This is a genomic window from Paraburkholderia phymatum, assembly GCF_038900715.1.
Taxonomy (GTDB): Bacteria; Pseudomonadota; Gammaproteobacteria; order Burkholderiales; family Burkholderiaceae; genus Paraburkholderia; species Paraburkholderia phymatum_A.
On the sequence record NZ_JAYMRZ010000017.1, the window covers coordinates 190375 to 212930 of the forward strand.

The 22556-nt window shown below is 64.3% G+C and carries 22 protein-coding genes and 1 pseudogene; 9 read left to right on the top strand and 14 right to left on the bottom strand.

All coding sequences use genetic code 11. The features are described from left to right. Nucleotides 1-6: 6 nt before the first annotated feature. Complete coding sequence (locus VSR68_RS28085) at nucleotides 7-993, bottom strand: isopenicillin N synthase family dioxygenase (RefSeq protein ID WP_342942973.1); 987 nt, start codon at nucleotides 991-993, stop codon at nucleotides 7-9. 327 nt (nucleotides 994-1320) lie between these two features. Here VSR68_RS28085 and VSR68_RS28090 point away from each other — a divergent pair, with 327 nt between their 5' ends. The 5 genes from VSR68_RS28090 (at nucleotide 1321) to hutC (VSR68_RS28110) (ending at nucleotide 5355) form a co-directional block, all read left to right on the top strand. Then, on the top strand, nucleotides 1321-2160 hold the full coding sequence (locus VSR68_RS28090) for a transporter substrate-binding domain-containing protein (protein WP_342942974.1): 840 nt from the start codon (nucleotides 1321-1323) through the stop codon (nucleotides 2158-2160). Between the two features lie 82 nt (nucleotides 2161-2242). Beyond that, nucleotides 2243-2893, top strand: a complete 651-nt coding sequence (locus VSR68_RS28095) for an amino acid ABC transporter permease (RefSeq protein ID WP_342942975.1) — start codon at nucleotides 2243-2245, stop codon at nucleotides 2891-2893. Nucleotides 2894-2903: 10 nt separating this feature from the next. Next, complete coding sequence (locus tag VSR68_RS28100; RefSeq protein ID WP_342942976.1) at nucleotides 2904-3566, top strand: amino acid ABC transporter permease; 663 nt, start codon at nucleotides 2904-2906, stop codon at nucleotides 3564-3566. Between the two features lie 38 nt (nucleotides 3567-3604). Continuing rightward, nucleotides 3605-4471 (top strand): amino acid ABC transporter ATP-binding protein, encoded by an 867-nt coding sequence (locus VSR68_RS28105; RefSeq protein WP_342942977.1) that lies wholly within the window; start codon nucleotides 3605-3607, stop codon nucleotides 4469-4471. A gap of 23 nt (nucleotides 4472-4494) precedes the next feature. Further along, nucleotides 4495-5355 carry a histidine utilization repressor gene (hutC, locus tag VSR68_RS28110; RefSeq protein WP_342942978.1) on the top strand — a complete coding sequence of 287 codons (861 nt, stop codon included), beginning with the start codon at nucleotides 4495-4497 and terminating at the stop codon, nucleotides 5353-5355. 15 nt (nucleotides 5356-5370) lie between these two features. On the opposite strand, the gene hutC (VSR68_RS28115) is transcribed toward hutC (VSR68_RS28110), so the two are convergent. The 6 genes from hutC (VSR68_RS28115) to VSR68_RS28140 all read right to left on the bottom strand — a co-directional run bounded on the left by hutC (VSR68_RS28115) (nucleotide 5371) and on the right by VSR68_RS28140 (nucleotide 11269). After that, nucleotides 5371-6126 (bottom strand): histidine utilization repressor, encoded by a 756-nt coding sequence (gene hutC / locus VSR68_RS28115; protein WP_342942979.1) that lies wholly within the window; start codon nucleotides 6124-6126, stop codon nucleotides 5371-5373. A 148-nt stretch (nucleotides 6127-6274) separates the two neighbouring features. After that, entirely contained in the window at nucleotides 6275-7900 is a 1626-nt protein-coding gene (locus VSR68_RS28120; protein ID WP_342942980.1) for a histidine ammonia-lyase, read from the bottom strand. 82 nt (nucleotides 7901-7982) lie between these two features. After that, on the bottom strand, nucleotides 7983-8774 hold the full coding sequence (locus VSR68_RS28125; protein ID WP_342942981.1) for an ABC transporter ATP-binding protein: 792 nt from the start codon (nucleotides 8772-8774) through the stop codon (nucleotides 7983-7985). A 21-nt stretch (nucleotides 8775-8795) separates the two neighbouring features. Further along, a complete protein-coding gene (locus tag VSR68_RS28130) occupies nucleotides 8796-9548 on the bottom strand; it encodes an ABC transporter permease (protein WP_152763146.1) in 753 nt (250 codons plus the stop codon). A 15-nt stretch (nucleotides 9549-9563) separates the two neighbouring features. Next, on the bottom strand, nucleotides 9564-10286 hold the full coding sequence (locus tag VSR68_RS28135) for an ABC transporter permease (RefSeq protein ID WP_205975007.1): 723 nt from the start codon (nucleotides 10284-10286) through the stop codon (nucleotides 9564-9566). A 113-nt stretch (nucleotides 10287-10399) separates the two neighbouring features. Further along, the gene (locus VSR68_RS28140) at nucleotides 10400-11269 is read right to left on the bottom strand and encodes a transporter substrate-binding domain-containing protein (protein ID WP_342942982.1); all 870 of its coding nucleotides are present in this window, start codon (nucleotides 11267-11269) and stop codon (nucleotides 10400-10402) included. 800 nt (nucleotides 11270-12069) lie between these two features. Here VSR68_RS28140 and VSR68_RS28145 point away from each other — a divergent pair. Both VSR68_RS28145 and VSR68_RS28150 read left to right on the top strand, forming a co-directional pair. Continuing rightward, entirely contained in the window at nucleotides 12070-12426 is a 357-nt protein-coding gene (locus VSR68_RS28145) for a DUF4148 domain-containing protein (RefSeq protein WP_342942983.1), read from the top strand. After that, a pseudogene (locus VSR68_RS28150) lies at nucleotides 12423-12662 on the top strand (alpha/beta hydrolase); the annotation flags it as partial. The gene VSR68_RS28145 and the pseudogene VSR68_RS28150, both read left to right, overlap by 4 nt. A 142-nt stretch (nucleotides 12663-12804) precedes the next feature. Here the strand turns inward: VSR68_RS28150 and VSR68_RS28155 are convergent. The 6 genes from VSR68_RS28155 to VSR68_RS28180 form a co-directional block, all read right to left on the bottom strand. Further along, a complete protein-coding gene (locus tag VSR68_RS28155; RefSeq protein WP_342942984.1) occupies nucleotides 12805-13065 on the bottom strand; it encodes a hypothetical protein in 261 nt (86 codons plus the stop codon). A gap of 365 nt (nucleotides 13066-13430) precedes the next feature. Next, entirely contained in the window at nucleotides 13431-15152 is a 1722-nt protein-coding gene (gene poxB / locus VSR68_RS28160; protein WP_342942985.1) for a ubiquinone-dependent pyruvate dehydrogenase, read from the bottom strand. A gap of 116 nt (nucleotides 15153-15268) precedes the next feature. Beyond that, a complete protein-coding gene (locus VSR68_RS28165; RefSeq protein WP_342942986.1) occupies nucleotides 15269-15946 on the bottom strand; it encodes an isoprenylcysteine carboxylmethyltransferase family protein in 678 nt (225 codons plus the stop codon). 43 nt (nucleotides 15947-15989) lie between these two features. Beyond that, nucleotides 15990-16820, bottom strand: a complete 831-nt coding sequence (locus VSR68_RS28170; RefSeq protein WP_342942987.1) for an arylamine N-acetyltransferase — start codon at nucleotides 16818-16820, stop codon at nucleotides 15990-15992. Nucleotides 16821-17071: 251 nt separating this feature from the next. Continuing rightward, on the bottom strand, nucleotides 17072-17758 hold the full coding sequence (locus VSR68_RS28175; RefSeq protein ID WP_342942988.1) for a hypothetical protein: 687 nt from the start codon (nucleotides 17756-17758) through the stop codon (nucleotides 17072-17074). Nucleotides 17759-18028: 270 nt separating this feature from the next. Beyond that, nucleotides 18029-18925 carry a LysR family transcriptional regulator gene (locus tag VSR68_RS28180; RefSeq protein ID WP_342942989.1) on the bottom strand — a complete coding sequence of 299 codons (897 nt, stop codon included), beginning with the start codon at nucleotides 18923-18925 and terminating at the stop codon, nucleotides 18029-18031. 121 nt (nucleotides 18926-19046) lie between these two features. On the opposite strand from VSR68_RS28180, the gene VSR68_RS28185 reads away from it, so the two are divergent. Further along, entirely contained in the window at nucleotides 19047-19982 is a 936-nt protein-coding gene (locus VSR68_RS28185; RefSeq protein ID WP_342942990.1) for a DMT family transporter, read from the top strand. A 310-nt stretch (nucleotides 19983-20292) separates the two neighbouring features. Here VSR68_RS28185 and VSR68_RS28190 read toward each other — a convergent pair whose 3' ends face one another. Beyond that, nucleotides 20293-21597 (bottom strand): MFS transporter, encoded by a 1305-nt coding sequence (locus VSR68_RS28190; protein WP_342942991.1) that lies wholly within the window; start codon nucleotides 21595-21597, stop codon nucleotides 20293-20295. A gap of 173 nt (nucleotides 21598-21770) precedes the next feature. On the opposite strand from VSR68_RS28190, the gene VSR68_RS28195 reads away from it, so the two are divergent. After that, nucleotides 21771-22553: a GntR family transcriptional regulator gene (locus VSR68_RS28195; protein WP_342942992.1), complete on the top strand. Its 783-nt coding sequence runs from the start codon at nucleotides 21771-21773 to the stop codon at nucleotides 22551-22553. Nucleotides 22554-22556 lie beyond the last annotated feature (3 nt).

A 22556-nucleotide genomic window follows, 5' to 3' on the forward strand; every position in this document is an offset into this window, starting at 1 on the left:
GGTTCCTCAACCTGTTGTGCCTTGCGTCGCCGCGAGCTTCTTCCGGTAGCCCATCGAACTGTTGATGCGGCCCAGGATGTAATCGCCTGCCGCGACGGGCTCGTATTTGCTGTCCGCCGATGCCGTGCCCAGATTGCGCGGATCGACGCTCGACGTATAGGTCGGATCGTAGAACGTCGCGATCGAATAGCGCTCGCGGCCCGATGCGTTGATCACGCGATGCAGCGTCGAACGAAAGCGGTCGTTGGTCCAGCGCGCCAGCAGATCGCCGACGTTCACGACGAAGCTGCCTTCGATGGGCGGCGCATCGATCCACGTTTCGTTCGCGATCTCGCGCACCTGCAATCCGCCGACGCGATCCTGCCACAGCAACGTGATGCAGCCATAGTCGGTATGCGGCGCGACGCCGAACTGGTCTTCATCGGATTGCGGCGGCTGCGGCGGATAGTAGACCATCTGCGTGCGCTGCATCCGCTTCGTATAGCGCGATGCGAAGAAGTGCTCGCCAACGCCGAGACCCACGGCCACTGCGCGCAGCAGATCGGCGCCGCATGCGCCCACTTCCTCGTAATACCCGTACAGCAGCGGCTGCAATTCGGGCATGAAGTCCGGCCAGTTGTTCGGCCCGCGCAACGCCTGCCCCGCGAGCACATCGGGATCGTCCTCGGGCAACTCCAGACCGATGCTGAAGAACTCCTTGTAGTCGGGACGCTTCGCCTGATACATCGTCGCGTCGCCGAGCGCATTGAAGCCGCGATGCCGATGATTCACCGCCGCGCGCCGCTTCGTCTCGACGGGGAACGCAAAGAACGTGCGCGCGGCCTGCTCCGCGCGATCGATCACCGCTTGCGGCACGCCATGATTGACGATGTAGAAGAAGCCGATCGTCGTGCACGCGTCGCGTATCTCGCGGCCCGCTCGCGCGAGCGCGTCTCGGTCGCCGGCACGCACGCCGGCCAGATCGACGATCGGAATGCGAGTGACTGGCTGCATCGCGAGGCTCCTTCATCACATGGATTGAACGGACGATTCGACATGCCGCCCGCAGCACACGAATCGGCACACAGATCGACGCACGAACCGGCTCGCGGATCAGCCCTCGAATCAGCGAGCGATTTCACGTTGTATATACCGCCAAAAGCGCAATCGCAAGTCGCGCTGCACGCGCGGTCATTCATCTGTAGAAGGAACAGCCGCTGCATTAGGGTTTGACAGCATGCGAATATTTTTTTCGCGCAAAAGCCGCGGTATATACTGCCCCGCATGACTCGCGCCCTATCGCTTTCGAGCGCGACACCGCTTTGCCAACGGGAGAATCTCATGGGTATCTTTGCAGGCTGGAAGTGTCGTCTCGCGATGGTGGCGTTCTGCGCCGCCGCGTCCGTGGCCAGCGTGAGCGCGCACGCGGAAGACCAACTAGCGAAGGTCAAGAAAGCGGGCGAACTGGTCGTCGGCACGGAGATGCAGTTCGCGCCGTTCGACTTCCTCGAAAACGGCCAGCAGGCGGGCTTCAACAAAGACCTGTTCGCCGAAGTCGGCAAAGAACTCGGCGTGAAGGTGCGCTTCATCGATCTGCCGTGGCCGAGCGTGCTGCCCGGACTCGAAGCGGGCAAGTTCGACATGGTCGGCGGACCGCTCACCGTGACGAAGGCGCGCATGGAGCGCTACACGTATACGCTGCCCGTCGCCGATGCCACCGACGCACTGCTCAAGCGCGCGAACGATACGTCGCTCAAGCAGTCGTCGGATATCGTCGGCAAGACGGTGGGCGCAGGCAAAGGCTCCGCGCAGCTCGATCAGTTGAAGGCCTACATCGCGACATTGCCGAAGCAGCCCGAAGTGCGCGAATACGTCGACAACAACCAGGCCTATGCGGATCTCGCAGCGGGCCGCATCGCCGCCGTCGCGAACTCGATGACGAATATCGCGTACGTCGCGAAGCAGCGGCCCGAAACGTTCGCTGTCGTCACGCCGCCGTTCGGCGCAAAAGTGTACTTCGCGTACTGCTTGCGCAAGGACGCAGACAGCAAGGCGCTCGCCGACGCGTTCAACGCCGCGCTGGTCAAGATGCACAATGACGGCCGCCTCGCGTCGCTGCAAAAGAAGTGGTTCGGCGTGACGATGGACGCGCCCACGACAATGCCCTCGCCCAACTATTGACGCCCTGAGTCGCGCGGCGCGCCGGCGGCGAATCACGCACGCGACGCGCCGCCCACATGTCCTTTGTTGCAGGTATCAGGCCATGTTCAGCGCCCACGTTTTCGCTCAAGGTTTTCCGCTGCTGTTGCAAGCCGCGCTCGCGACCATCGGCATTTCGCTGACGGGTCTCGCAATCGGCTTCTTCGTCGCGATCGGCGTGTGCTCGGCGCGGCTGTCGTCGAATGCGTTCGCGCAACGCTTCGGCGGCGCGTATGTGTTCTTCTTTCGCGGCGTGCCGATGCTCGTGCAACTGCTGCTCGTCTATTACCTGCTGCCCTTCGTCGGCATCAACGTATCGCCGATCGTCGCCGCGATCAGCGCCGTGTCGCTGTGCTCCGCGTCGTATATCGCGGAGATATTGCGCGGCGGCTTCATGAGCATTCCGCCGGGACAGATCGAAGCGGCGCGCATGCTCGGTCTTTCGCCCATCCATATGCTCCGGCGCATTCAGGTCCCGCAAGCATTCCGGATGACGCTGCCTTCGCTCGTCAACGAAATGGTGCTGCTGATCAAGGCGTCGTCGCTGATCTCCGTCGTCGGCGTGGCCGAGCTGACGCGCACCGCGCAGAACATCGCGGCAAGCACGTACCGGCCGCTCGAAGCGTATCTCGCCGCGGGGCTCATCTACTTCGTGATCTGCGGCGCGCTGGCGCTCGTCGCGCACGCCGCCGAGCAACGACTCGCGCAGACCTGAGGGCCGAACGATGCAGCAATTCGATCCCACCGTCATCACGCACAATCTGCAACCGATCGCCGCCGGACTCGCGACGACGCTCGGCACGTGGCTCGCCGGCGTCGCCATCGGCATCGTGCTCGGCTTTCTGATCGCCGTGCTGCAACTCTTTTGCGGCCGCTGGGTGCGCGGCATCCTGCGCGTGTATATCGAACTCTTTCGCGGCACGCCGTTTCTCGTGCAACTCTTTTTGCTGTACTACGGCGGCCCGTCCATCGGGCTGACGCTCGAACCGTTGACGGCCGGCGTGCTCGGCCTCGGCCTTTACGGCAGCGCCTATTTCGCGGAAGCGTTCCGCTCCGGCTTTCAGTCGATACCGCGTGGCCATCTCGAAGCCGCGTCGTGTCTCGGCCTCACGCGCTGGCAAGCGGTGCTGCGCATCCAGGTGCCGCAAATGCTCGTGCTGATCGTGCCCGCGCTGACCAACCTGATCATCGTGCTCAGCAAGGAAACGGCCGTGCTGTCGATCGTCACCGTGCCCGAGCTCACGTTCGTGCTGACGGGCATCGGCTCGGCGACGTTCGCGTTCGTCGAAACGCTGCTCGTGTTGTGCGTGTGCTATCTCGCGCTCGTCGAGCTGACGTCGCGCGCGGGCATGTGGGCCGAGGCGCGCATCGCCCGCTTCATGGCCTGAACGTCAATCGCAAGCGTGAACGGAAATCAAGGTTCATCATGAATGCACTCGTCGACATGCCTGCTTCCTCCAATCTCGGTTCGATGCGATCGGGCAATGCGCCGCTGATCGAAGTGCGCGATCTGCGCAAGCGCTTCGGCGACGTCGAAGTGCTGCGCGGCGTCGATCTCGACATCAACCGCTCGGAGGTGGTCTGCATCATCGGACCGTCGGGCTCGGGCAAGAGCACGCTGCTGCGCTGCCTCGCCGCGCTGGAGACTTACGACCACGGCGATGTGCGCATCGAAGGCGAACTGCTCGGCTATGCCGAACGCAACGGCAAGCGCGTGCGCGCTTCGCAAGGCGAGATCAATCGCGTGCGCCGCAACGTCGGCATGGTGTTTCAGCAATTCAATCTGTGGCCGCATATGACGGCGCTCGGCAACGTGATGGAAGCGCTGCTGCGCGTGCGCCATCTGTCGCACGACGCCGCGAAGCAGCGCGCGAACGCGATGCTCGAAACCGTCGGCCTTGCGCACAAGGGCGATGCCTATCCGGCGAAGCTGTCGGGTGGCCAGCAGCAGCGCGTGGCGATTGCACGCGCGCTTGCGATGGAGCCGCACATCATGCTGTTCGACGAGCCGACGTCCGCGCTCGATCCCGAACTCGTCGGCGAAGTGCTGCAAGTGATGAAGCAGCTTGCGCGCGACGGGATGACGATGGCCGTCGTCACGCACGAAATGGGCTTTGCGGCGCAAGTCGCGGACAAGGTCGTCTTTATCGATCAGGGGCGCATCGCCGTGCAAGGCAAGCCGCACGACGTCTTTCACGACGCGAACCAGCCACGCCTTCGACAGTTCCTGCAAAACTATTTCGACCGCAATGCATTCTGGTCGCGCGGCGGCGATAGCGCCGAACCCGTATGAACACGTTTTGACGAGGCACCGCGATGCCCGCCCCTGCCGTCCGCGACAAACTCCGCGCACGCGCGCTTGCGAAGACGCGCAAGCCTCGCGGGCCGAATGCGCGTGCTGCGAATGCAGCAGCCGAGATTGCGACGGCTTTCGCACCCGATGCGAAGAATGCGCAACCCGCCGCGCGATACGAGCAGGTCAAGCAATACATCCGCCATACGATCCAATCGGGCGAACGCCGCGCGGGCGACCGCATTCCATCGGAACTGGATCTCGTCGCCTCGCTCGGCGTATCGCGAATGACGGTGAACCGCGCGCTGCGCGAACTCACGGATGAAGGACTGTTGACGCGCGTATCGGGCGTCGGCACATTCGTCGCGGAAACGAAGCCGCAATCGACGCTGCTGATGATCGCGCACATCGGCGACGAGATCCGCTCGCGCGGTCACGAATACAGCTATCAGACGGTGCTCACGCAGCGCGAGGTGGCGCCCGTCAATGTGTCGAATGCGTTGGGCCTGCCGCCCGGCGCTTCAGTGTTTCATGTGATCTGCGTGCATCGCGAGAACGGTTTGCCCGTGCAACTCGAAGACCGTTACGTGAACCCCGCCATCGCGCCGGATTTCATCGAACAGGATTTTTCGGTGACGCGTCCTTCCGAATATCTGCTCAGCGTCGTGCCCGCGCACGATGTCGAGCACATCGTCGATGCCGGCCTGCCGACCCGCTCCGAAGCCGAGCTGCTGCAGATCGCGACAGAAGAGCCGTGCCTCACGCTGATGCGCCGCACGTGGACGAGCGGTGTCGCGGTGACCTTCGCGCGCTTCGTGCATCCGGGCTCGCGGTATCGGCTGGGCTGCCGCTTTGCGCCCGATACGTCGCAGCGGCAGGGCTAGCCCGGAGAAAAAAACTCAGACGTTCCCGGCCAGATGAAAGCGCGACGCCGGATGCCACAGCTGCACCGAAGTCGCGACATGCTCGCCGACCCACGTTCTGCGCCACAGCATCAGACAAGGCTCGCCGATCTCCATCATCAGATGGCGGCGCACATGCGCATCCGGCTTCTGCGCATAGATGCGAAACTCCGCGCGCTGGATCGGCGCAAGACGCACCATGTAGTGATTCGGCGTTTCGGCCGTGAAGTCCTGATCCAGATACTCGGGAAACACGCGCGGATTCACGTAGCGGTCTTCGTATTGAATCGGCTCGGCCTCTTCGTAATGCACGATGCGCGAATGAAAGATGGGGCCTTTCGCGAGCCCGAGCGCATCGACGGCCAACGGATCGTCGCTCGATTCGAGCGTGAGCACGCGCGCCGAATGCCGGTGCCCGCGCGCGGCAATTTCATCGGCGATGTTGCGAATTTCGAGCACCGTCGATTCGTAGCGCTGCGGCGCGACGTAGGTGCCCGAACCCTGCACGCGCGTCAGCACGCGTTCCGTCGTGAGCTCACGCAGCGCACGCGAAACCGTCATCCGCGCGACGCCGAATTCCTTCACCAGTTCCGCTTCCGAAGGAATCAATCCGCCCGGCTTCCATACGCCCTCTTCGATCTGCGCAATCACGTAGCGCTTGATCTGCTCATACGCAGGCAATGCTTTGGCTGGCGTCGTGCGCATAACGGCCGATCTACTGTCCTCTGTCTCCAGGTGCCCGTTTATCGTCATGTTCTCATCACCTCGTGGGTTGAACTCGCGAGCTTGATGCATTAGTTCAATGCATCAGTTCGATGCGGCAGCCGCGTCTCGTTGCGGCAACACCGATAAGCGCGCCGCCGAATCCTCCATGTGCGCCGTCGCACGCTCATCCGCAAATTCATGCGGCTGACTGCGGCGCCTGTTGCGCAATCGCCGTCGGATCGTTCGCGGCACGCGCGACAAAGCCGCCGTGATCGTCGAGCGCAGCGCGATTGCCTTGCGTCGCCGTCGAATGCAGATCGCCCGAGCTCGGCGGCAGCGGCGGCGCTGCTTCGCCGATCATCCGGAACGCTGCCGCCATGTCGTCGGCGAGCGGGCGATCGTCGCGATACGTCGGCACGATCGCGCGCACGCGGCGCCACAACGCGTCGGTGTGCGGCGCGCGCGGCGCATCGACGGATTGCAGATCGTAGGCTTGCGCCGCCGCCAGCAATTCGATTGCGACGATGCGGCCCGTGTTGTCGACGATCTCCAATGCCTTCAGCGCGGCAGGCGTCGCGTGACACAAATGGTCCTCCTGCAAGCCCGACGTGATGCCGCCATCCAGGCTCGCGGGCGCGGCCAGCCGCCGGTTCTGCGCGACAAGCGACGCGGCCGTGTACTGCGCGATCATGAAGCCCGAGCACGTGCCGCCCGGTTCCGCGAGAAATGCGGGCAAGCCGCTGACGAGCGGATTCACGAGCCGGTCGAGGCGCCGCTCGGCCATCGCCGCGACTTGAGCGATTGCCGTCGCAAGGCTGTCCATCGCGAGCGCGATCGATGCGCCCACGGCATGCGCCTGCGAATACACACGCGGCGCATCCGGCGTGCCCGCAACGATCGGGTTGTCGGTGATCGACGCCAGTTCGCGATTCACGACATCGGACGTCGCGTCGAGCACGTCGCGCGCCGCGCCGTGAACGTGTGGAATCGTGCGCATCGACAGCGGATCTTGCGTGCGCTGCCCGACCACGGAAGCAAGAATGCCGCTATCGGCGAGCGCATTGCGCATGCGTTCGCCGACGAGATTCAAACCCGGCGACACGCGCAACGCGAGCGAATCGGCATCGAACGCGGCGAGTTGTCCGCGCAGATTTTCGAAGCTCATCGCGGCGATCGCGTCGGTCCAGTCGAGCACGCGTTCGGCGCGCGCCAGCGCGAGCGCTGCGAGGCCCGTCACGCACGGCGTGCCGTTGACGAGACTCAGCCCTTCCTTCGCTTCGAGCACGAGCGGCTCGCGCTTCAGACGCCTGAGCGCCTCGCTTCCCGTGATCCGTTCATTGCCGCAACGCACATGTCCTTCGCCGATGCACACCAGCGCGATATGGGCCATATGGCTCAGATAGCCGACCGAGCCGAACGCGGGCACTTCGGGGATATAGCCGGCATCCAGCAGCGCGACGAGCTGTTCGGCGACTTCGAGTCGAACACCCGAGTGCCCGTGCGCGAAGTTGTTGACGGCGGCCGCGATGATCGCGCGCGTTTCCGCGACGCCAAGCGGCGCGCCGACACCGACAGCATGGCTCATCAGAATGTTGCGCGACAGCGTGCGCTGTTCCGACGGCGACACGATCACATCGCACAACGCGCCCACGCCCGTATTCACGCCATACGCTCGAATGCCGCGCTCGACGATCTGCTCGACGAGCACGCGCGCCGCCGCGATGCGTTCGCGCGCCGAATTGGAAAGCACGAGCGGCTCACCGGCCGCAACCGCGGCCAGTTCGCGCCAGTTCAAGGGACGGTCGGTACGGGTGATAGCCATGATGTTGCCTTTTTCGTGCGAGTACGCGTGTATGCGTTTGCTCTTGTTTTTATATGTCTCAGGTTCCGGCGCGGCGCTCGTCCTAGTTAGTCGTGCGCGAATGATGGCTCGACACGAATTGCCGGAAACGCTCGGACTTCAACTCGCCGAACACTTCGTCGGGCGTGCCGTCGCATTCCGTCTGCCCTTGATGCAGGAACATCACGCGATTCGACACGTGCCGCGCGAAGCCCATTTCGTGCGTGACGACAAGCATCGTGCGCCCTTCTTCCGCGAGCGAGCGCATCACGCGCAACACTTCGCCGACCAGTTCGGGATCGAGCGCGGAAGTCGGCTCGTCGAACAGCATGACCTTCGGATGCATCGCGAGCGCGCGCGCAATCGCGACGCGCTGCTGCTGCCCACCCGACAGATGCGCCGGATAGTGCCCGCGCTTTTCGGCAAGACCGACCTTCGCGAGCAGCGCTTCAGCCTCTTCGACGGCTTCCGCGCGGCTGCGCTTCTGCACGCGCATCGGACCTTCGATCAGGTTTTCGAGCACCGTCATGTGCGACCACAGATTGAAGTTCTGAAACACCATGCCGAGTTGCGAGCGGATGCGATCGACCTGCTTGCGGTCGTCGGGATGCATCTTGCCGTCCTTGCGGCGCTTCATTTTCAGCGTTTCGCCGGCGAGCGCGACGCTGCCGTCGTCGGGCGTTTCGAGCAGGTTCAGGCAGCGCAGAAACGTGCTCTTGCCCGAGCCGCTCGCGCCGAGAATCGAAATGACATCGCCTTCGTGCGCATCCAGCGAAATGCCCTTCAATACGTGATGGTCGCCGAACGACTTGTGGATGTTCTTGACCGACAATGCAACGGGTGCCGTAGCGTTCATGTGATTCTCCGGAATGGGCCGTCAGGGTGCGGCACGACGTGCTTCGGTAGCGGGCGGCATCGCGCGCGGCGCTGCGTTCACGGGCATCGCGCGCAGATGGCGCGACAGACGCCGTTCGAGCAAGCCGAGCAGACGCACGACGACGAAGTTCAGGAACAGATAGATCAGCGCGGCGCAGATGAACACTTCCGTTGTGCGGTACGTCTGCTGGATGATCTGCTGCGCGACGCCCGTTACTTCCCACACGGTGACGAGACTCGCGAGCGCCGTCGACTTGACGAGCAGCACGGCCTCCGTCGAATACGCAGGCAGGCACTGGCGCAATGCAATCGGACCGATGATCCGGCGCAGAAGCGCAAAGCCCGACAGGCCGATCGAATAGCCCGCTTCGATCTGTCCGACGGGCACGGCCATCAGGCCGCCGCGAATGATCTCCGCCGTATAGCCCGCCGTGCACAGCGCGAGAGACAGCACCGCGCACACATACGGCTCGCGCAACACGGGCCACAGGAAGCTCTCGCGGATCACGCCGAACTGGCCGAGCCCGTAGTAGACGAGAAACATCTGGATCAGCAGAGGCGAGCCGCGAAACACGAGAATGTACGCGCGCGCGAAGCGGTTCGGCAGCCAGTGCGGCGACACGCGCATCGTGACGATCACGAGCGAGAGCAAACCGCCCAGCACCAGCGATGAAAAGAACAGGCCCAGCGTGGTCGGCACGGCGGCGAGCAACTGGCGCAGCGTGTCGAACAGAAAGTCGAAATCGAAAGACATGTTGGCGCTCCGTCGTCAGTTGCGCGCGAAGTTGCGCCGGAAGGATCGGCCCACGCGTGCCTCCGCGTGATTGAAGACGCGGTTCGAGATGCCCGTCATCACCAGATACAGCGCGCCGCCCACGACAAAGAACAGGAAGTACTGATGCGTCGAGCCGGCTGCGATCTGGCTCGCGCGCAGCAGTTCGGCGAGACCCGTCACCGAGATCAGCGCGGAGTCTTTCAGGCTCAGTTGCCACACGTTGCCGATGCCCGGCAACGCGAAGCGCAGCACTTGAGGAATGAGGATGCGGCGCGCCATCGTCATCGTCGGCATGCCGATCGAGCGTGCCGCTTCGAGCTCGCCTTTCGATACCGCGAGCACGGCCGAGCGATACACCTCGGCCTGATACGCGCCCGAGATCATGCCGACGGCCAGCGCGCCGATCACGAACGGCGGCACGCCGACGAAGCCTTCGGCGCCGAACCATTGGCCGACCGTCGTCACGAGCGTCGAGCCGCCGAAGTAGAACAGATAGATGACGAGCAGTTCGGGCACGCCGCGAAACACCGTCGTGTACAGATCGCCCAGCACGCGCGCGGTGCGAAAGCGCGACAGCTTCGCGGCCGCGACGATCGCGCCGAATACCGCGCCGACCGCGAGCGCCGCGAGCGTCAGCGCGACGGTCATCAATGCCGCGAGCAGCAGTACGCCACCCCAGCCTTCCTGCCCGAAGCCGAGCGTCTCGATCAGAGCCATGCTCTACTCCTCATCCGTGCTTTCGTTGACAGATCCGCTTCGCCATATCGACGAAGCGGATCGCTCCAGCAAGTGCGCGCGCCGCTCGCGCAGCGACGCGCGGCCGTCGTCGATCAAGGCGTGACGTCGGTCTTGAACCACTTGGCCGAGAGCTTCTTCACGGTGCCGTCGGCGAGCGCCGCTGCAATGGCCGTGTCGAACTTCGCCCGCAGATCGGCGTCCTGCTTGCGGAACGCGAGGCCTTCGCCCGGACCCCAGATCGGACCGCCGATCTTCGGACCCGCCATCGCGATCTGCGCGGATTCCTTCTTGTCGGCGTTCGCGGCGTAATAGGTGACGTCGTCGAACGATGCGTCGATGCGGCCGTTCGCGAGGTCGAGATCACGTTCCGGCGAGGTCTTGTACACGCGGATCGTCGCGATGTCCTTGAAGCCCTCGTTGATGAACTTCGTGTAGACGGTGCCCGACTGGATGCCGATCGTCTTGCCCTTCAACTGCTTGCGCAATGCGTCGACGGTCGGCTGGTCGGTCTTCGCGTCGCCCGTCAGCTTGACGACGGGTGCCGACGGCGACGCCTTCGGCAAGACCTTCGTATCGGAGACAGCGAACGTGGCAGGCGTCGCCGCATACGGACGCGAGAAGGCAATGATCTTTTCGCGCTCGGGCGTGATCGAGATCGCGTCCATCAGCACGTCGAACTTGCCAGCCTGCAGACCCGGAATCATGCCGTCCCAATCTTGTGCAACCAGGTTGCACTGCAGCTTGATGCGCTCGCACAGATTCGCGACCAGCTCGGGCTCGAAGCCGCCCAGCTTGCCACCCGGCAACGTGAGATTCCACGGCGCGTAGCCGCCTTCCAGCGCGATCGTCACGGACTTCCATTCCTTCGCCTGAGCAGGCGCGCCGATCAATGCCGCAGCGCTCAGAACCGCGCCCAACACTGCCTTCGACAACGTAGTGCGGTTTGACTTCTTCACCTTCACGTCGAATCTCCTTTTCGTTTGAGCGGGTGCAGTCGCTTCCCGCGTGCCGGACATGTATAGACAAGTCTGCATGAGGTCAAAAATCATCGCAACTGGATTCGCTGAAAATAATTGAATTATTCGGGTAAGCCCCTAGAAACAGGGCTTCGCAGGGGCACACGCGTATCGGCACGTGCGTGAAGGGTTCGCGTCAGGCTGGTGCAGCTGACTAGACAGGTTAGCGATTTGCGCAGTGCAGGCGCGCACCGCGAGCGTGCGCCGCAAGCCCGCGCCGAGAGCGTGTGCTGAATTCGAGCCGCTGTGCCTCGCGCGCGACACGAACGATCGGTTCATACCTTCGAATGACGGCGCCGTACCTTGCGCCTGGCCCGCTCATCTCCAGGGCGCTGATTCATCACGCCCGCGCATTGTCGGCGCGCGTGCGTCATCCGGACGTTCAGCACACACACCGATAGTGGGTCTCCCGTCGGGCATTCGTAGGCCCCGAGCGGCGGCCGTCGCCTCACTACATTGCATGCACTCGCGATCGGTCGTGTCCGCGAGACAAAAAAATTTCCGCGTGCCGGGAATGAAATTCGAAGCCGCCGTGTTTGTGTCGATGTAGCAAGCAGATTCGAACCACAACTCATCGCAGGACAAAGACCAGACAGCCGTACCCAACAGTTGATTCAACAGTCGATTCAATTGTTGAAGTCGCGTTTTTGTAGCCGGACGTTAGCCTGATCCAAGCGGTTCATACCGAACCTTATTACTTCGGATACCGAATTTAACTTCGACCCGTTCATTCAAGGAGTCTCATCATGAAGAAGATCTTCGTTTGTCTCGCAGTCGCAGCCGGCGCAATGGCCGCTCCCGCTCTGAGCTTCGCGCAGTCGAACGGTCCCGTCACACGCGCAGAGGTTCGCGCCGATCTCGTCCGCGTCGAACAGGCGGGCTATCAGCCGGGCCGTGGTGACGACATCGACTACCCCGCCGACATCCAGGCCGCCGAAGCGAAAATCGCCGCGCAGGACAGCGCGAAATCGGGCAACGACGCCGTCGGCGGCGTCGCGCAGACGCGCACCTCGTCGGGCAAGCCGGCGCGCACCGCGATGGGCAACGGCGACAGCAACTGCGTCGGCCCGGTGAGCTACTGCAACGTTTTCTTCGGCAGCTAAATTGCGCGCAAGTATTCTCCATACCGCTGACAGCCGCCGCATGGAAGACGAAACCGGGCTGGGGCATCGTCGTCGCCGACGACAAGTTCACCGGCCCCGACGTCGAGCGCCGGTACTACGCGCGTGCGCATAGCCCCACGTCCGTGATTGCGGGCGCGCGCCATTCGGTATACGAGTCGTGTCCGCAGAAGGCGGCGGCCGTCATCGAAGATGCGGCGAAATACGCGCAGCGGTAATCGAGGGGATCGAAGCAATCGCAGCCGGCGCTTCACGCACGTCATGCAACATCGCGCGCCGGCCTGCGCATTGCCCGGATGAAAATCAGCGAGGCAGCGGGTGATCGCCTCACTTGCAGCTCAGTCGCAGCTCAATCGCCGCTCAGTTGCCAAAGTAGACGTCGCATTGCGCGCCCGTCGAGCACTTGCGCGAATGCGGCAACGCCTTGCCCGACGACGTCATGCCCGTATCCACCGAGCCGCCATATGACATATCCGTCGTCGCCTGCGCCGACGCATTCGCGTTGTTCTGCATCGTCGCTTTCGATGCGTCGCTGCTCTGCGCCACTTCATCCGCCATTGTCGCGACAGGCACGGCCAGCAACAGCGCGCCCGCCATCGGTAACGCCATCAGGATCTTCATGTCGAACTCCTTCCATGCAGACGGAACGCGACAGTCGACCATCGCGATCCGCCGGACGCTCATGCACCGCTCGCGTGACAGGCATCGTTTCGATCGTTTCGCGCGAGCGCGAAACCGCGCGCAGCAGCCATCCGCGCCGCAGCGTGCCATGTGTTGTGTACGCGATTGATGGACAGCCCCCGAGTCTGTCGGGCGGCGCAGCACGGCGCGAAGAGGCCGGGATGGAGTGGTTCGAATGCCGGCTGCGCAGAGAAGATCCGCGCTGCTGCTTCTGTTATAGACCTTCGCCGCGAGACTGCAATGGTGTGTCGTTGCGTTGCAATGCGACGCGCATCGGCAAGCGCTGCGCGCCGCGTCTGTGCGTTTTATCGCAGGTTAGTCTTCGCCAACTCGACGATTTCATCGCCGCGTCCGTTGAGAATCGCGCGCAGCATGTAGAGGCTGAAGCCCTTGGCCTGCGAAAGCTCGATGGTCGGCGGCATCGCGAGTTCGTGCTTGTCGGTGACGACATCGACGAGCGCCGGCCCCTGATGCGCGAACGCCTGTTGCAGCGCGCCTTCGAGTTCTTCCGAATCCTCGACGCGAACCGAGAAAATGCCCGCACCTTTCGCGATTTGCGCAAAATCGGTCTTGCTCAGATCGACGTTCGTGTCGAGATAGCCGCCCGCTTTCAGTTCCATCGACACGAAGCCGAGCAGACTGTTGTTGTACACAACGACCTTGATGGGCAGGTCGAGCTGGCGCGCGGTCAGCAGATCGCCGAGCAGCATCGACAGGCCGCCGTCGCCCGACAGCGATATCACCTGCCGCCCCGGATGCGCCGCCTGCGCACCGAGCGCCTGCGGCATCGCATTCGCCATCGACCCGTGATTGAACGAGCCGTGCAGTTGCCGCTTGCCGTTCATCGTCAGATAGCGCGCCGCCCAAAGCGTCGGCGTGCCGACATCGGCGGTGAAGATCGCGTCGTCGCCGGCGGCTTCGTCGATCATCCGCGTCAGATACTGCGGATGAATCGGGCGGCCCGGGTCGGAAGGCGTCGCCAGTTCGTCGAGGTCGCGGCGCGCTTCCTGGTAGTGCGCGGTCGCCATGTCGACGAACGTGCGGTCGTCCTTGCGCTTCAGTTTGGGCAACAGCGCGGCGACTGTCTCCTTCACCGTGCCGACGAGCCCCATCGCGAGCGGCGCGCGCCGCCCGAGCTGCGAGCCCTTCCAGTCGATCTGCACGACCTTCGCATCGGGCGGATAGAACGGCCGGTACGGAAAATCGCAGCCGAGCAGCAGCAGCACGTCGCACGACATCATCGCGTGATAGCCGGAGCTGAAGCCGAGCAGCCCTGTCATGCCGACGTCGAACGGATTGTCGTATTCGATGAACTGCTTGCCGCGCATCGCATGGACGATGGGCGCGCCCAATGTGTCCGCGAGCTTCACCACTTCGTCGTGCGCGCCCGCGACGCCGCTGCCGCACATGATCGTCACCGCTTCGCAGTCATTAAGCATCGTCGCGAGTCGCGCGAGTTCGCTGTCGGGCGGAAGGATCGCGGACGGCGCGGTCGCATTCCACACGGGCGCCTGCGATGGCCCTTCGCTCAACGCGATATCGCCCGGCAGCACGATCACGGCGACGCCGCGTTGCTCGATCGCCGTGCGCATCGCGCGTTCGAGCACGCGCGGAAACTGCGATGCGTTCACCACCAGTTCGGCGAAGTGGCTGCATTCCTTGAAGACCTCCGTCGGATGTGTTTCCTGAAAGTACCCGAGGCCGATTTCCGTCGACGGAATGTGCGCGGCAATCGCGAGCACCGGCTGGTGGCTGCGATGGCAGTCGTAGAGTCCGTTGATCAGATGCAGGTTGCCGGGGCCGCAACTGCCCGCGCACACGGCAAGCTGGCCGTTCGACGCCGCTTCCGCGCCCGCGGCGAAGGCGGCCGCTTCTTCGTGACGGGTGTGCATCCAGCGAATGGAGCCGACCTGATCGAGACTGAACGCCAAACCGTTGAGACTGTCGCCCGTCACGCCCCAGATGCGTTTGACGCCCGCTGCGGCGAGCGTCTTTGCAAGGTAATCCGCAATCGTGTTCCTGGCCATGAACGTTCCTCGTTTGCGATGAGTTTGCAATGGCTGTGCTGCTTCGGTTCACCCTGTCTTTCGGCGGCACGCGAGCGGAACTGGCAACGGCCTGACAAGGATGATCACAAGCGCGATCACCAGACGTGCGGCAAGAATCGATAGCGCACGCGTGCCGCGTATTGCGCATAGCCTTCGAGCTGTGCGCACAGCATGCGTTCTTCGAGCACCGCGCGATACGCGAGCGCCGCGACGAGCAGCGGCACGGATGCGAGGCCCCACCACGAGCCGAGCATCAGCGGCGTGCCGGCGAGAAACAGAATGGCCCACGCATACATCGGATGACGCACGTATGCATATGGCCCGCTGTCGCTGACCTTGTGACCGCGCTCAGCCTGGATCTTCACGACGGGCGCCGCAAAACTGTTCGCTCGAAACACGGCGCGCATCGCGACCATGCTGACCAGAATAGCAAGCGCACCGACGGCCTGCAGCCAAGGGCCCATCGACGACCAATGAAGGCGCCGCGCGTCGAGTCCCATCAGCACGAGCCACGCGCACCATCCGATCGCGACGCACACGAGAAAGATCTTGTCCCACGCGCTCTGGCCGCGCTGCGAGAACGAGCCGAGCCGCTCGGCGAGCAGCGCCGGGTCGTAACCCGCGAGCCACACGCCGATCCACAAACCGAGGCCGCCGAGCTCGATCAGATAGCACCACGCGGCCGGCCACGCGAGCGTATTCGCCGCGCCGAACAGCAGCACGCCCATGAAGGCGATCCACAGCACGTTCTGGATGACGAGACGCGCGATCATCGCTGGTGGCCCGCTCGAATGTCAGACGGGTGTCAGCCGGATGTCAGGCGGGCTGGGCCGCCGTCGACACGCGCCTGTAGATGTCCGCGACGTCGATATCGCCGAGCTCGATCAGGAACGTGTCGCGCAGGCACGTTTCGAGTTCGTGCGCGCTCTCGATGTGACGCTCGATCGCTTCGCCGTCTTTCGAGCGCGCGGTGAGCCGGTCGTTGAACAGCGTGAGCCGCCCTTCCGGCGTCACGCGGCACACGACGAGACTCGTCGTGAAGAACGACGCAGGATGCGTCGACGTGTACCAGTTCGACACTTCGTAATCGATCCACTCCGCGCGCTGCAGATCGAAGCGATAGGTCTTGAGCCACGTCTCGCCCGATTGCACTTCGAGATCGAACGCGCCTTGCGACGCATCGGCGAGACGGAACGGCTCGTGCGTCGTCTGCTGCGCGACGCCTGTTTGAAGACGCAACGGCGCTGTCAGCGTGACGGCGCCGAAGCCGACGTCGGCGATCCACGGCTGATCGTCGACGCTCACGCGCAACACCATATGCGTGCGCGGCGTGATCGCGTCGGGCTCGCGATTCCACAGCACGCGCGCGATCATCGGCGTCACGTCGAAGCCGAGCTGCATCAGCACACGCGCGAACAGGCCGTTCTGCTCGAAGCAATAGCCGCCGCGCCGACGTTCGATCAGCTTGTCGACGATCGCGGGCAGTGCAAGATCGACGCGCCGGCCCGTCAACGGGTCGAGGTTTTCGAACGGAATCGACAGCGGATGCAGACGCTGCAGATCGCGCAACACATCGAGCGTCGCGGCCTGCGGACCCGTATAGCCGATGCGCCTGAAATAGCGGTCAAGATCGAGTGTGCTGGACATCGGGTTCTCCTTGTTCGAGTTGGCGCGTTAGCGGTCGTGTCGTGCTGTTGTCGTCTGTCGCGTTGTCCATCGTGAGCATGCTGCGTAAAGCGCATGCCTCACGCAGCGCGATGCGTCTTGCGTCATCGAATCGAAAGCGTACCTTCATTGCTGCGTGCGATGCGAAAAGTCCCTATACGTCTACGCCCATTCGCACCCGATCGGTCATCGCGCGGTGCATCCACTCGCGACAACTCCACACGTCGCAAACCTCAAAAGCCCTTGAGCGCCGAAGTCGCAATAGACGGCACGCTGATACCGTGGCTCGTCGCGTACTGCACGGCCGCGCTCAGCGTCGATGCAAGCGACTGCAACTGCCCCGGCGCCGACTGCGCGATATACGACGCCGCCTGCGCCGACTGCGGATTCATGCCCGATTGCAGCAGCGACGAGGGGCTCATCTGCCCGATGCTGCCGAGGCTCGACTGCAAGCTCGAATACTGGCTCACGCCCTGCCCGAGCGACGCGAGGCCATTGGAGAACGCCTGCTTGTCGACGGGCGTCGACGATCCCGATGACGACTGGCTCGCGAATGCCTGCGTGAGCGTCTGTGACAGCGACTGCTGCGTGCTGCCGACCTGCGACAGCTGGCTCACGGAAGGCGTGCCGCCGCTCAACAGGCCCGACGCCTGCTGCGCCTGGCTCGCCGCGCTCGACAGTCCCATCGCCGATGCGAGGCTCGACTGGCCGCTCAGCACCTGCTGGTTCGCGCCGACGTAGTTCTGCAGAAGCTGTGAAATGCCGCCCGACGAAGCAGCCGCTCCCGCGTTGCCGCCTCCATTGCCCGACGAGTTGCCGCCGCCGATGCCGAACTGTTGCAGGTTCAGCTGCGCAAAAGCGCCGCTGCTCACGAACAGCCCCGTCGCGAGTAGCGCTGCGGAAAGAATGCGTGTCTTCATGGTGGCCCTCCTGTCATGTGATCGATGCGTGACGTTCGTCGCGCAAGCGTGTCGAGTCCGTCCCGACGAGTTGACGGGTTCGTCGATTGTGTCGCTTCGACACGCGGACCCGGCTCGCGTTCGCGTTTTCGTCAGACCCAAGGCAGCGTGGCAAATCGCGGGCCTGCTCCTGGAAAGCCTCACCCGATGCGAGCGGCAACATCCGTGACACGCGTACGGCGTAAGCGCAGCGTGCAATCGCGGATAGCGACACACAACGCGAATAGCGCTTCACGCCCTGACACGCGCCTCTCGCGGCTCGCGGACCGGTGCGCGCACCGACAGGTCCTGCACCATCTGCGCGGCGAGATAGTCGCAGGTCGGCCGGTCCGACTTCGCGCTGCGCGCGACGACGATGTCGAGCGGCTCGATCGTCGGCAAGCCCTGCTCGGCGCCGAGGATCGCGAGCCGCGACGGCACGCTGCAACGCGCGAGCGCGATTACCGAGAGGCCCGCATCGACCGTCGCGACGAGGCCGCTCAGGCTCGCGCTGCTGTACGCGGCGCGATAGCGGACGCGGGCGCGGTCGAGCGCCGCCAGCGTATTCGCGCGCGCGACGCAGCCGGGCTCGTAAAGGCCCACGGGCAACGGCGAGACGTTGAGCACGGGCGTATCGGCGGATGCGCCCACCCATACCATCGGCTCGCTGCGCACGAATTCGCCGCGCAGCTTGCGGTCGCGCGTGACGAACGCGAGATCGATCTTGTTGTCCGCGAGCATCGGCGCGAGCGCCGTGCTCTGCGCGCAGACGATCTCGATCTCCACATGCGGATACAGGTTCGAAAAGCGCCGCAACACCGGCGACAACAATGACGACACGTAATCGTCCGGCGCGCCGAGCACCACGCGCCCCGTCACTTCGGGCCGCACGATCGCCGACCATGCCTCCTCGTGCAGATCGATCACGCGCCGCGCGTATTCGAGCAGCGTGTTGCCCGGACGCGTGAGCGAAAGATTGCGCGTGTCGCGGGCAAAAAGCGTCGTGCCGAGCATGCGCTCCAGCCGCTTGATCTGCATGCTGACGGCCGCCTGCGAGCGATGCACGGAGACAGCCGCCTTCGTGAAGCTGCCCGCCTCGACGACGGCGACGAAGGTGCGCAACAGATCGACGTCGAACTCGGGATGCATGATTCATCAATCCGGCTTATGGAATTTCTCAATTTTATTCGTTTGTCACGCGAAGGCAAACGCACCGATACTCAAACGCATTCGACCACTCAAAGCAGTTGATAGAAAGGAGCCGTTCGCCATGCCGTCCCTGTCGCCGCTATCGCTCAGCCGAAGCCAGCAAGGCGCGCTCACGCTCGCGAGCGGCGGCCTGTTGATGGGCACGATCGGCGTGTTCGTCGAGGAAGCGCGGCTCGGCGCGCTGACGCTCGTGTTCTTCCGCTGTCTGTTCGGCTTCATTTCGCTCGCCGCGTACTGCGCGTGGCAAGGCTATTTCGCACGCCGCCATTTCACGCGGCGCACCGTGCTGCTCGCGATACTGTCCGGCGTGCTGATGGTCACGCAATGGGTCTGGTTCTTCGACGCGATCCATCGCACGAGCATCGCCGTCGCGACCGTCGTGTTCCATGTGCAGCCGTTCTGGGTCGTGCTGATCGGCGCGGCGCTGTTCAACGAGCGGCTCGGCATCGACCGGCTCGGCTGGATCGCGACGGCGTTCGTCGGGCTCGTGCTCGCGTCGGGGGTCGCGGCAACGGGTGCGCTGCAAGGGCATGCGAGCTACCTGATCGGCATCGGCGAGGCGCTCGCGGGATCGGTGCTGTATGCGAGCGTCACGCTGATCGCGAAGAGTCTCGGCGAACTGCGCCCGCATCTGCTGACGCTCGCGCAATGCGCCGTCGGCGTCGTGTGCCTGCCGTTCATCGCGCCGCTGGGCGCCGAGCATATCGCGCCGACGCAATGGTTCTGGCTGATCGGCATGGGCGTGCTGCATACGGGGCTCTCGTACGTGCTGATCTACAGCGCGCTGCCGAAGCTCACGACGCCCGTGATCGCCGTGCTTCTGTTCGTCTATCCGCTGACGGCGATCGCCGTCGATGCGATCGTCTACGGCCGCGCGCTCAGCCTGCCGCAGATGGGCGGCATGGCGCTGATCGTGGTCGCGAGCCTGGGCGTCAATCTCGGCTGGCCGCTGCTGTCGGCGTTGCGCATCCAGAAGCCGGGGCACGCGCGGCGCTGAGCGTCGCGAGCGAAAGCGGAAAAGCAAAACGCGGCGCATGCGAGCGCCGCGTTTTGCATGGAGAAAGCGACCGATTAAAGAAAGCCCGCTACTGCGGCAGATCCTCTCCCTTCGTTTCCGGCGCAGTTCGCACGGAGAGGCCGATTGGAAGTAGAGAACCCGTTACTGCGGCAACTCTTCACCCTTCGTTTCCGGCGCGGTTCGCATGGACAAACCGACCGAAGGAAGAGAAGCCGTTACTGCGGCGGCCCTCCGCCCTTCGTTTCCGGCGCAGTTGACACGGACAGACCGACCGGAAGAAGAGAAGCCGTTACTGCGGCAACTCTTCGCCCTTCGTTTCCGGCGCCAGCGGAATGATGAACAGGCCGACGATGAACGCAACCGCCGTCAGCGCGACGGGCACGCCAAGCGTGTGCATGTTCAGCACGGCCGCGCCGAGCAGGAAGTTCACGCCCGCGCCGACGAAGCGGCCGAACGACGTGCAGAACGCGAACGCCGTCGCGCGCACACGGGTCTCGAACTGCTCCGGCAGCCACAGGCTGAAGAGCGCGAAGTTGCCGCCGAAAAAGCCGAGCACGAAAAGCCACGCGATGAACGGCGCGAGCCCGTTCGGCAGATAGAACGCCCAGCCGAAGCTGCCGATGATCGACACGGCCATGCCCGCGAAATAGACGGCGAGCGTCTTCTTGCGGCCGATGCGTTCGGCGAGCGGCGGCAGCGCGAGACAGCCGAGAATCGTGCCGATCGACAGCAGGCCCGTCGCCATCGACGCCATCTTCATCGCTTCCGGCTTCGACATGCCGGCGCGCGCCGCAAGCTGGATCACGGCCGACGGCTCATACACGGCGCCCGCCCACAAGCCGATGATCGCAATGGTCAGCAGCGCGCAAGCGACCCACGTCCGGCGGCGATAGGTCCGCCCGAAGATCTCGCGCATCGGCTTCACATGCACCACGTCGCGCGCTTCCGCCTTCTGCCATTTGTCCGACTCCTTCACGCGCGTGAGGATCATGATCGCGACGAACACGGGCACGGCGCCCGTCAGGAACATCGCGCGCCAGCCGAAATGCACGCCGACCGTGTAGTTGAGCGCGGCGGCGAGAAAGAATCCCGCGTAATAGCCCGTCTGCAGGTAGCCCGCGCCCATCTTGCGCCGGTCCTCGGGCCACGACTCCGCGACGTAGGTGCCCGCCAGCGCCCACTCGCCTCCGATGCCGACACCCGCGATGAAGCGGAAGATGCCCAGTTCCCACACGTTGTGCGCCGTCGCCGAAAGCCCGGTGAAGATCGCGAACGTGAAGATCGTGCCCGCAAGCACTTTCGTGCGGCCGAAGCGGTCCGCGAGCGGACCCCAGATGAACGACAGCCCCCACCCGACAAGAAAGAGCGCAAACAGGATCGAACCGGCGAGACCGACGTTCGCAGGCGTTGCCGCATAGCCCGAGCGCGGCAGCAACTCGGTGAGCGCCGGCGTCAGCACCAGCGCATAGATGAACGAGTCCATTCCGTCCAGCGTCCAGCCGGCCCAGGCGCCCCAGAATCCGGCAATCTGCGACCGGTTGAGCGGTGTACGCTGCCGGATGGTTCCTGCCCGGTCCGATATCGATGAATTCATGCTCCTGCTCCTCCAAGTGCTACGGTTGGATTGCGTGACCGTCACGACGCAGCGGCTCCCCTGCATGCGGGAAGCCGCATGCACGAGTGGAAGCGCGTCAGCGCCGTGCCTTCTGAAAACCCCGGGTTTGTCCCGCTGGAAATTGTTCATTTTTATATATAATATTTGATGTCATGAACGACGCAACCGATGGTTTTCCCCTGGAGAGCGCTCCGCGCGCTCCTCTTCTGCCGACGGCGCACACGCCGCGGGCCAGCACGCCGCGCGTGATCGCGGAAGCGCTGCGCGCGGCGATCATCGACGGCACGCTCGCGCCCGGCGCGCCGCTGCGCCAGGACGCGATCGCGCGCCACTTCTCGGTCAGCGCGATTCCTGTGCGCGAGGCCTTGCGTCAGCTGGAAAGCGAAGGCTGGGTCAAGGTCGAGATGAACAAGGGCGCGACCGTCGCGCGTCTGACGCCCGACGAAGCGCGCGAGATCTACGAGATCCGCTCGGCGCTCGAAAGCCTCGCGATCGCGCTTGCGATTCCGAATCACACGGCCGCGACGCTGGCCGAAGCGGCGGCGCTGTGCAGCGCGGCCGAGAGCGAGCCGGACCCTGCCCTTTACGTCACGCGCAACGAGGCGTTCCACACCTGCCTGTATGCGCCCGCGAACCGCCCGCAACTGGCCGAGATGATCTCGTCGCTGCACCGGCGCGGCGAACGCTATCTGCGGCTCAAGTTCGGCCTGCCCGAGTACAAGGGCGCGTCCGATGCCGAGCACGCGGAGATCCTCGCGGCCGTCGAGCGCAAGGACGTCGCGGCCGCTCAAGCGCTCGTGTCGGCGCACCTGCTGGGCACGGGCGAGTTTGTCTATCGTTTCTTGACGGAGCGCGCGCAAGCCGAAGCCGCCGAGGCAGCCCCGCGCCGACGGCGCGGACGGCCCGCGCGCACTCCATCCACTATCGGGAGTTGAAGC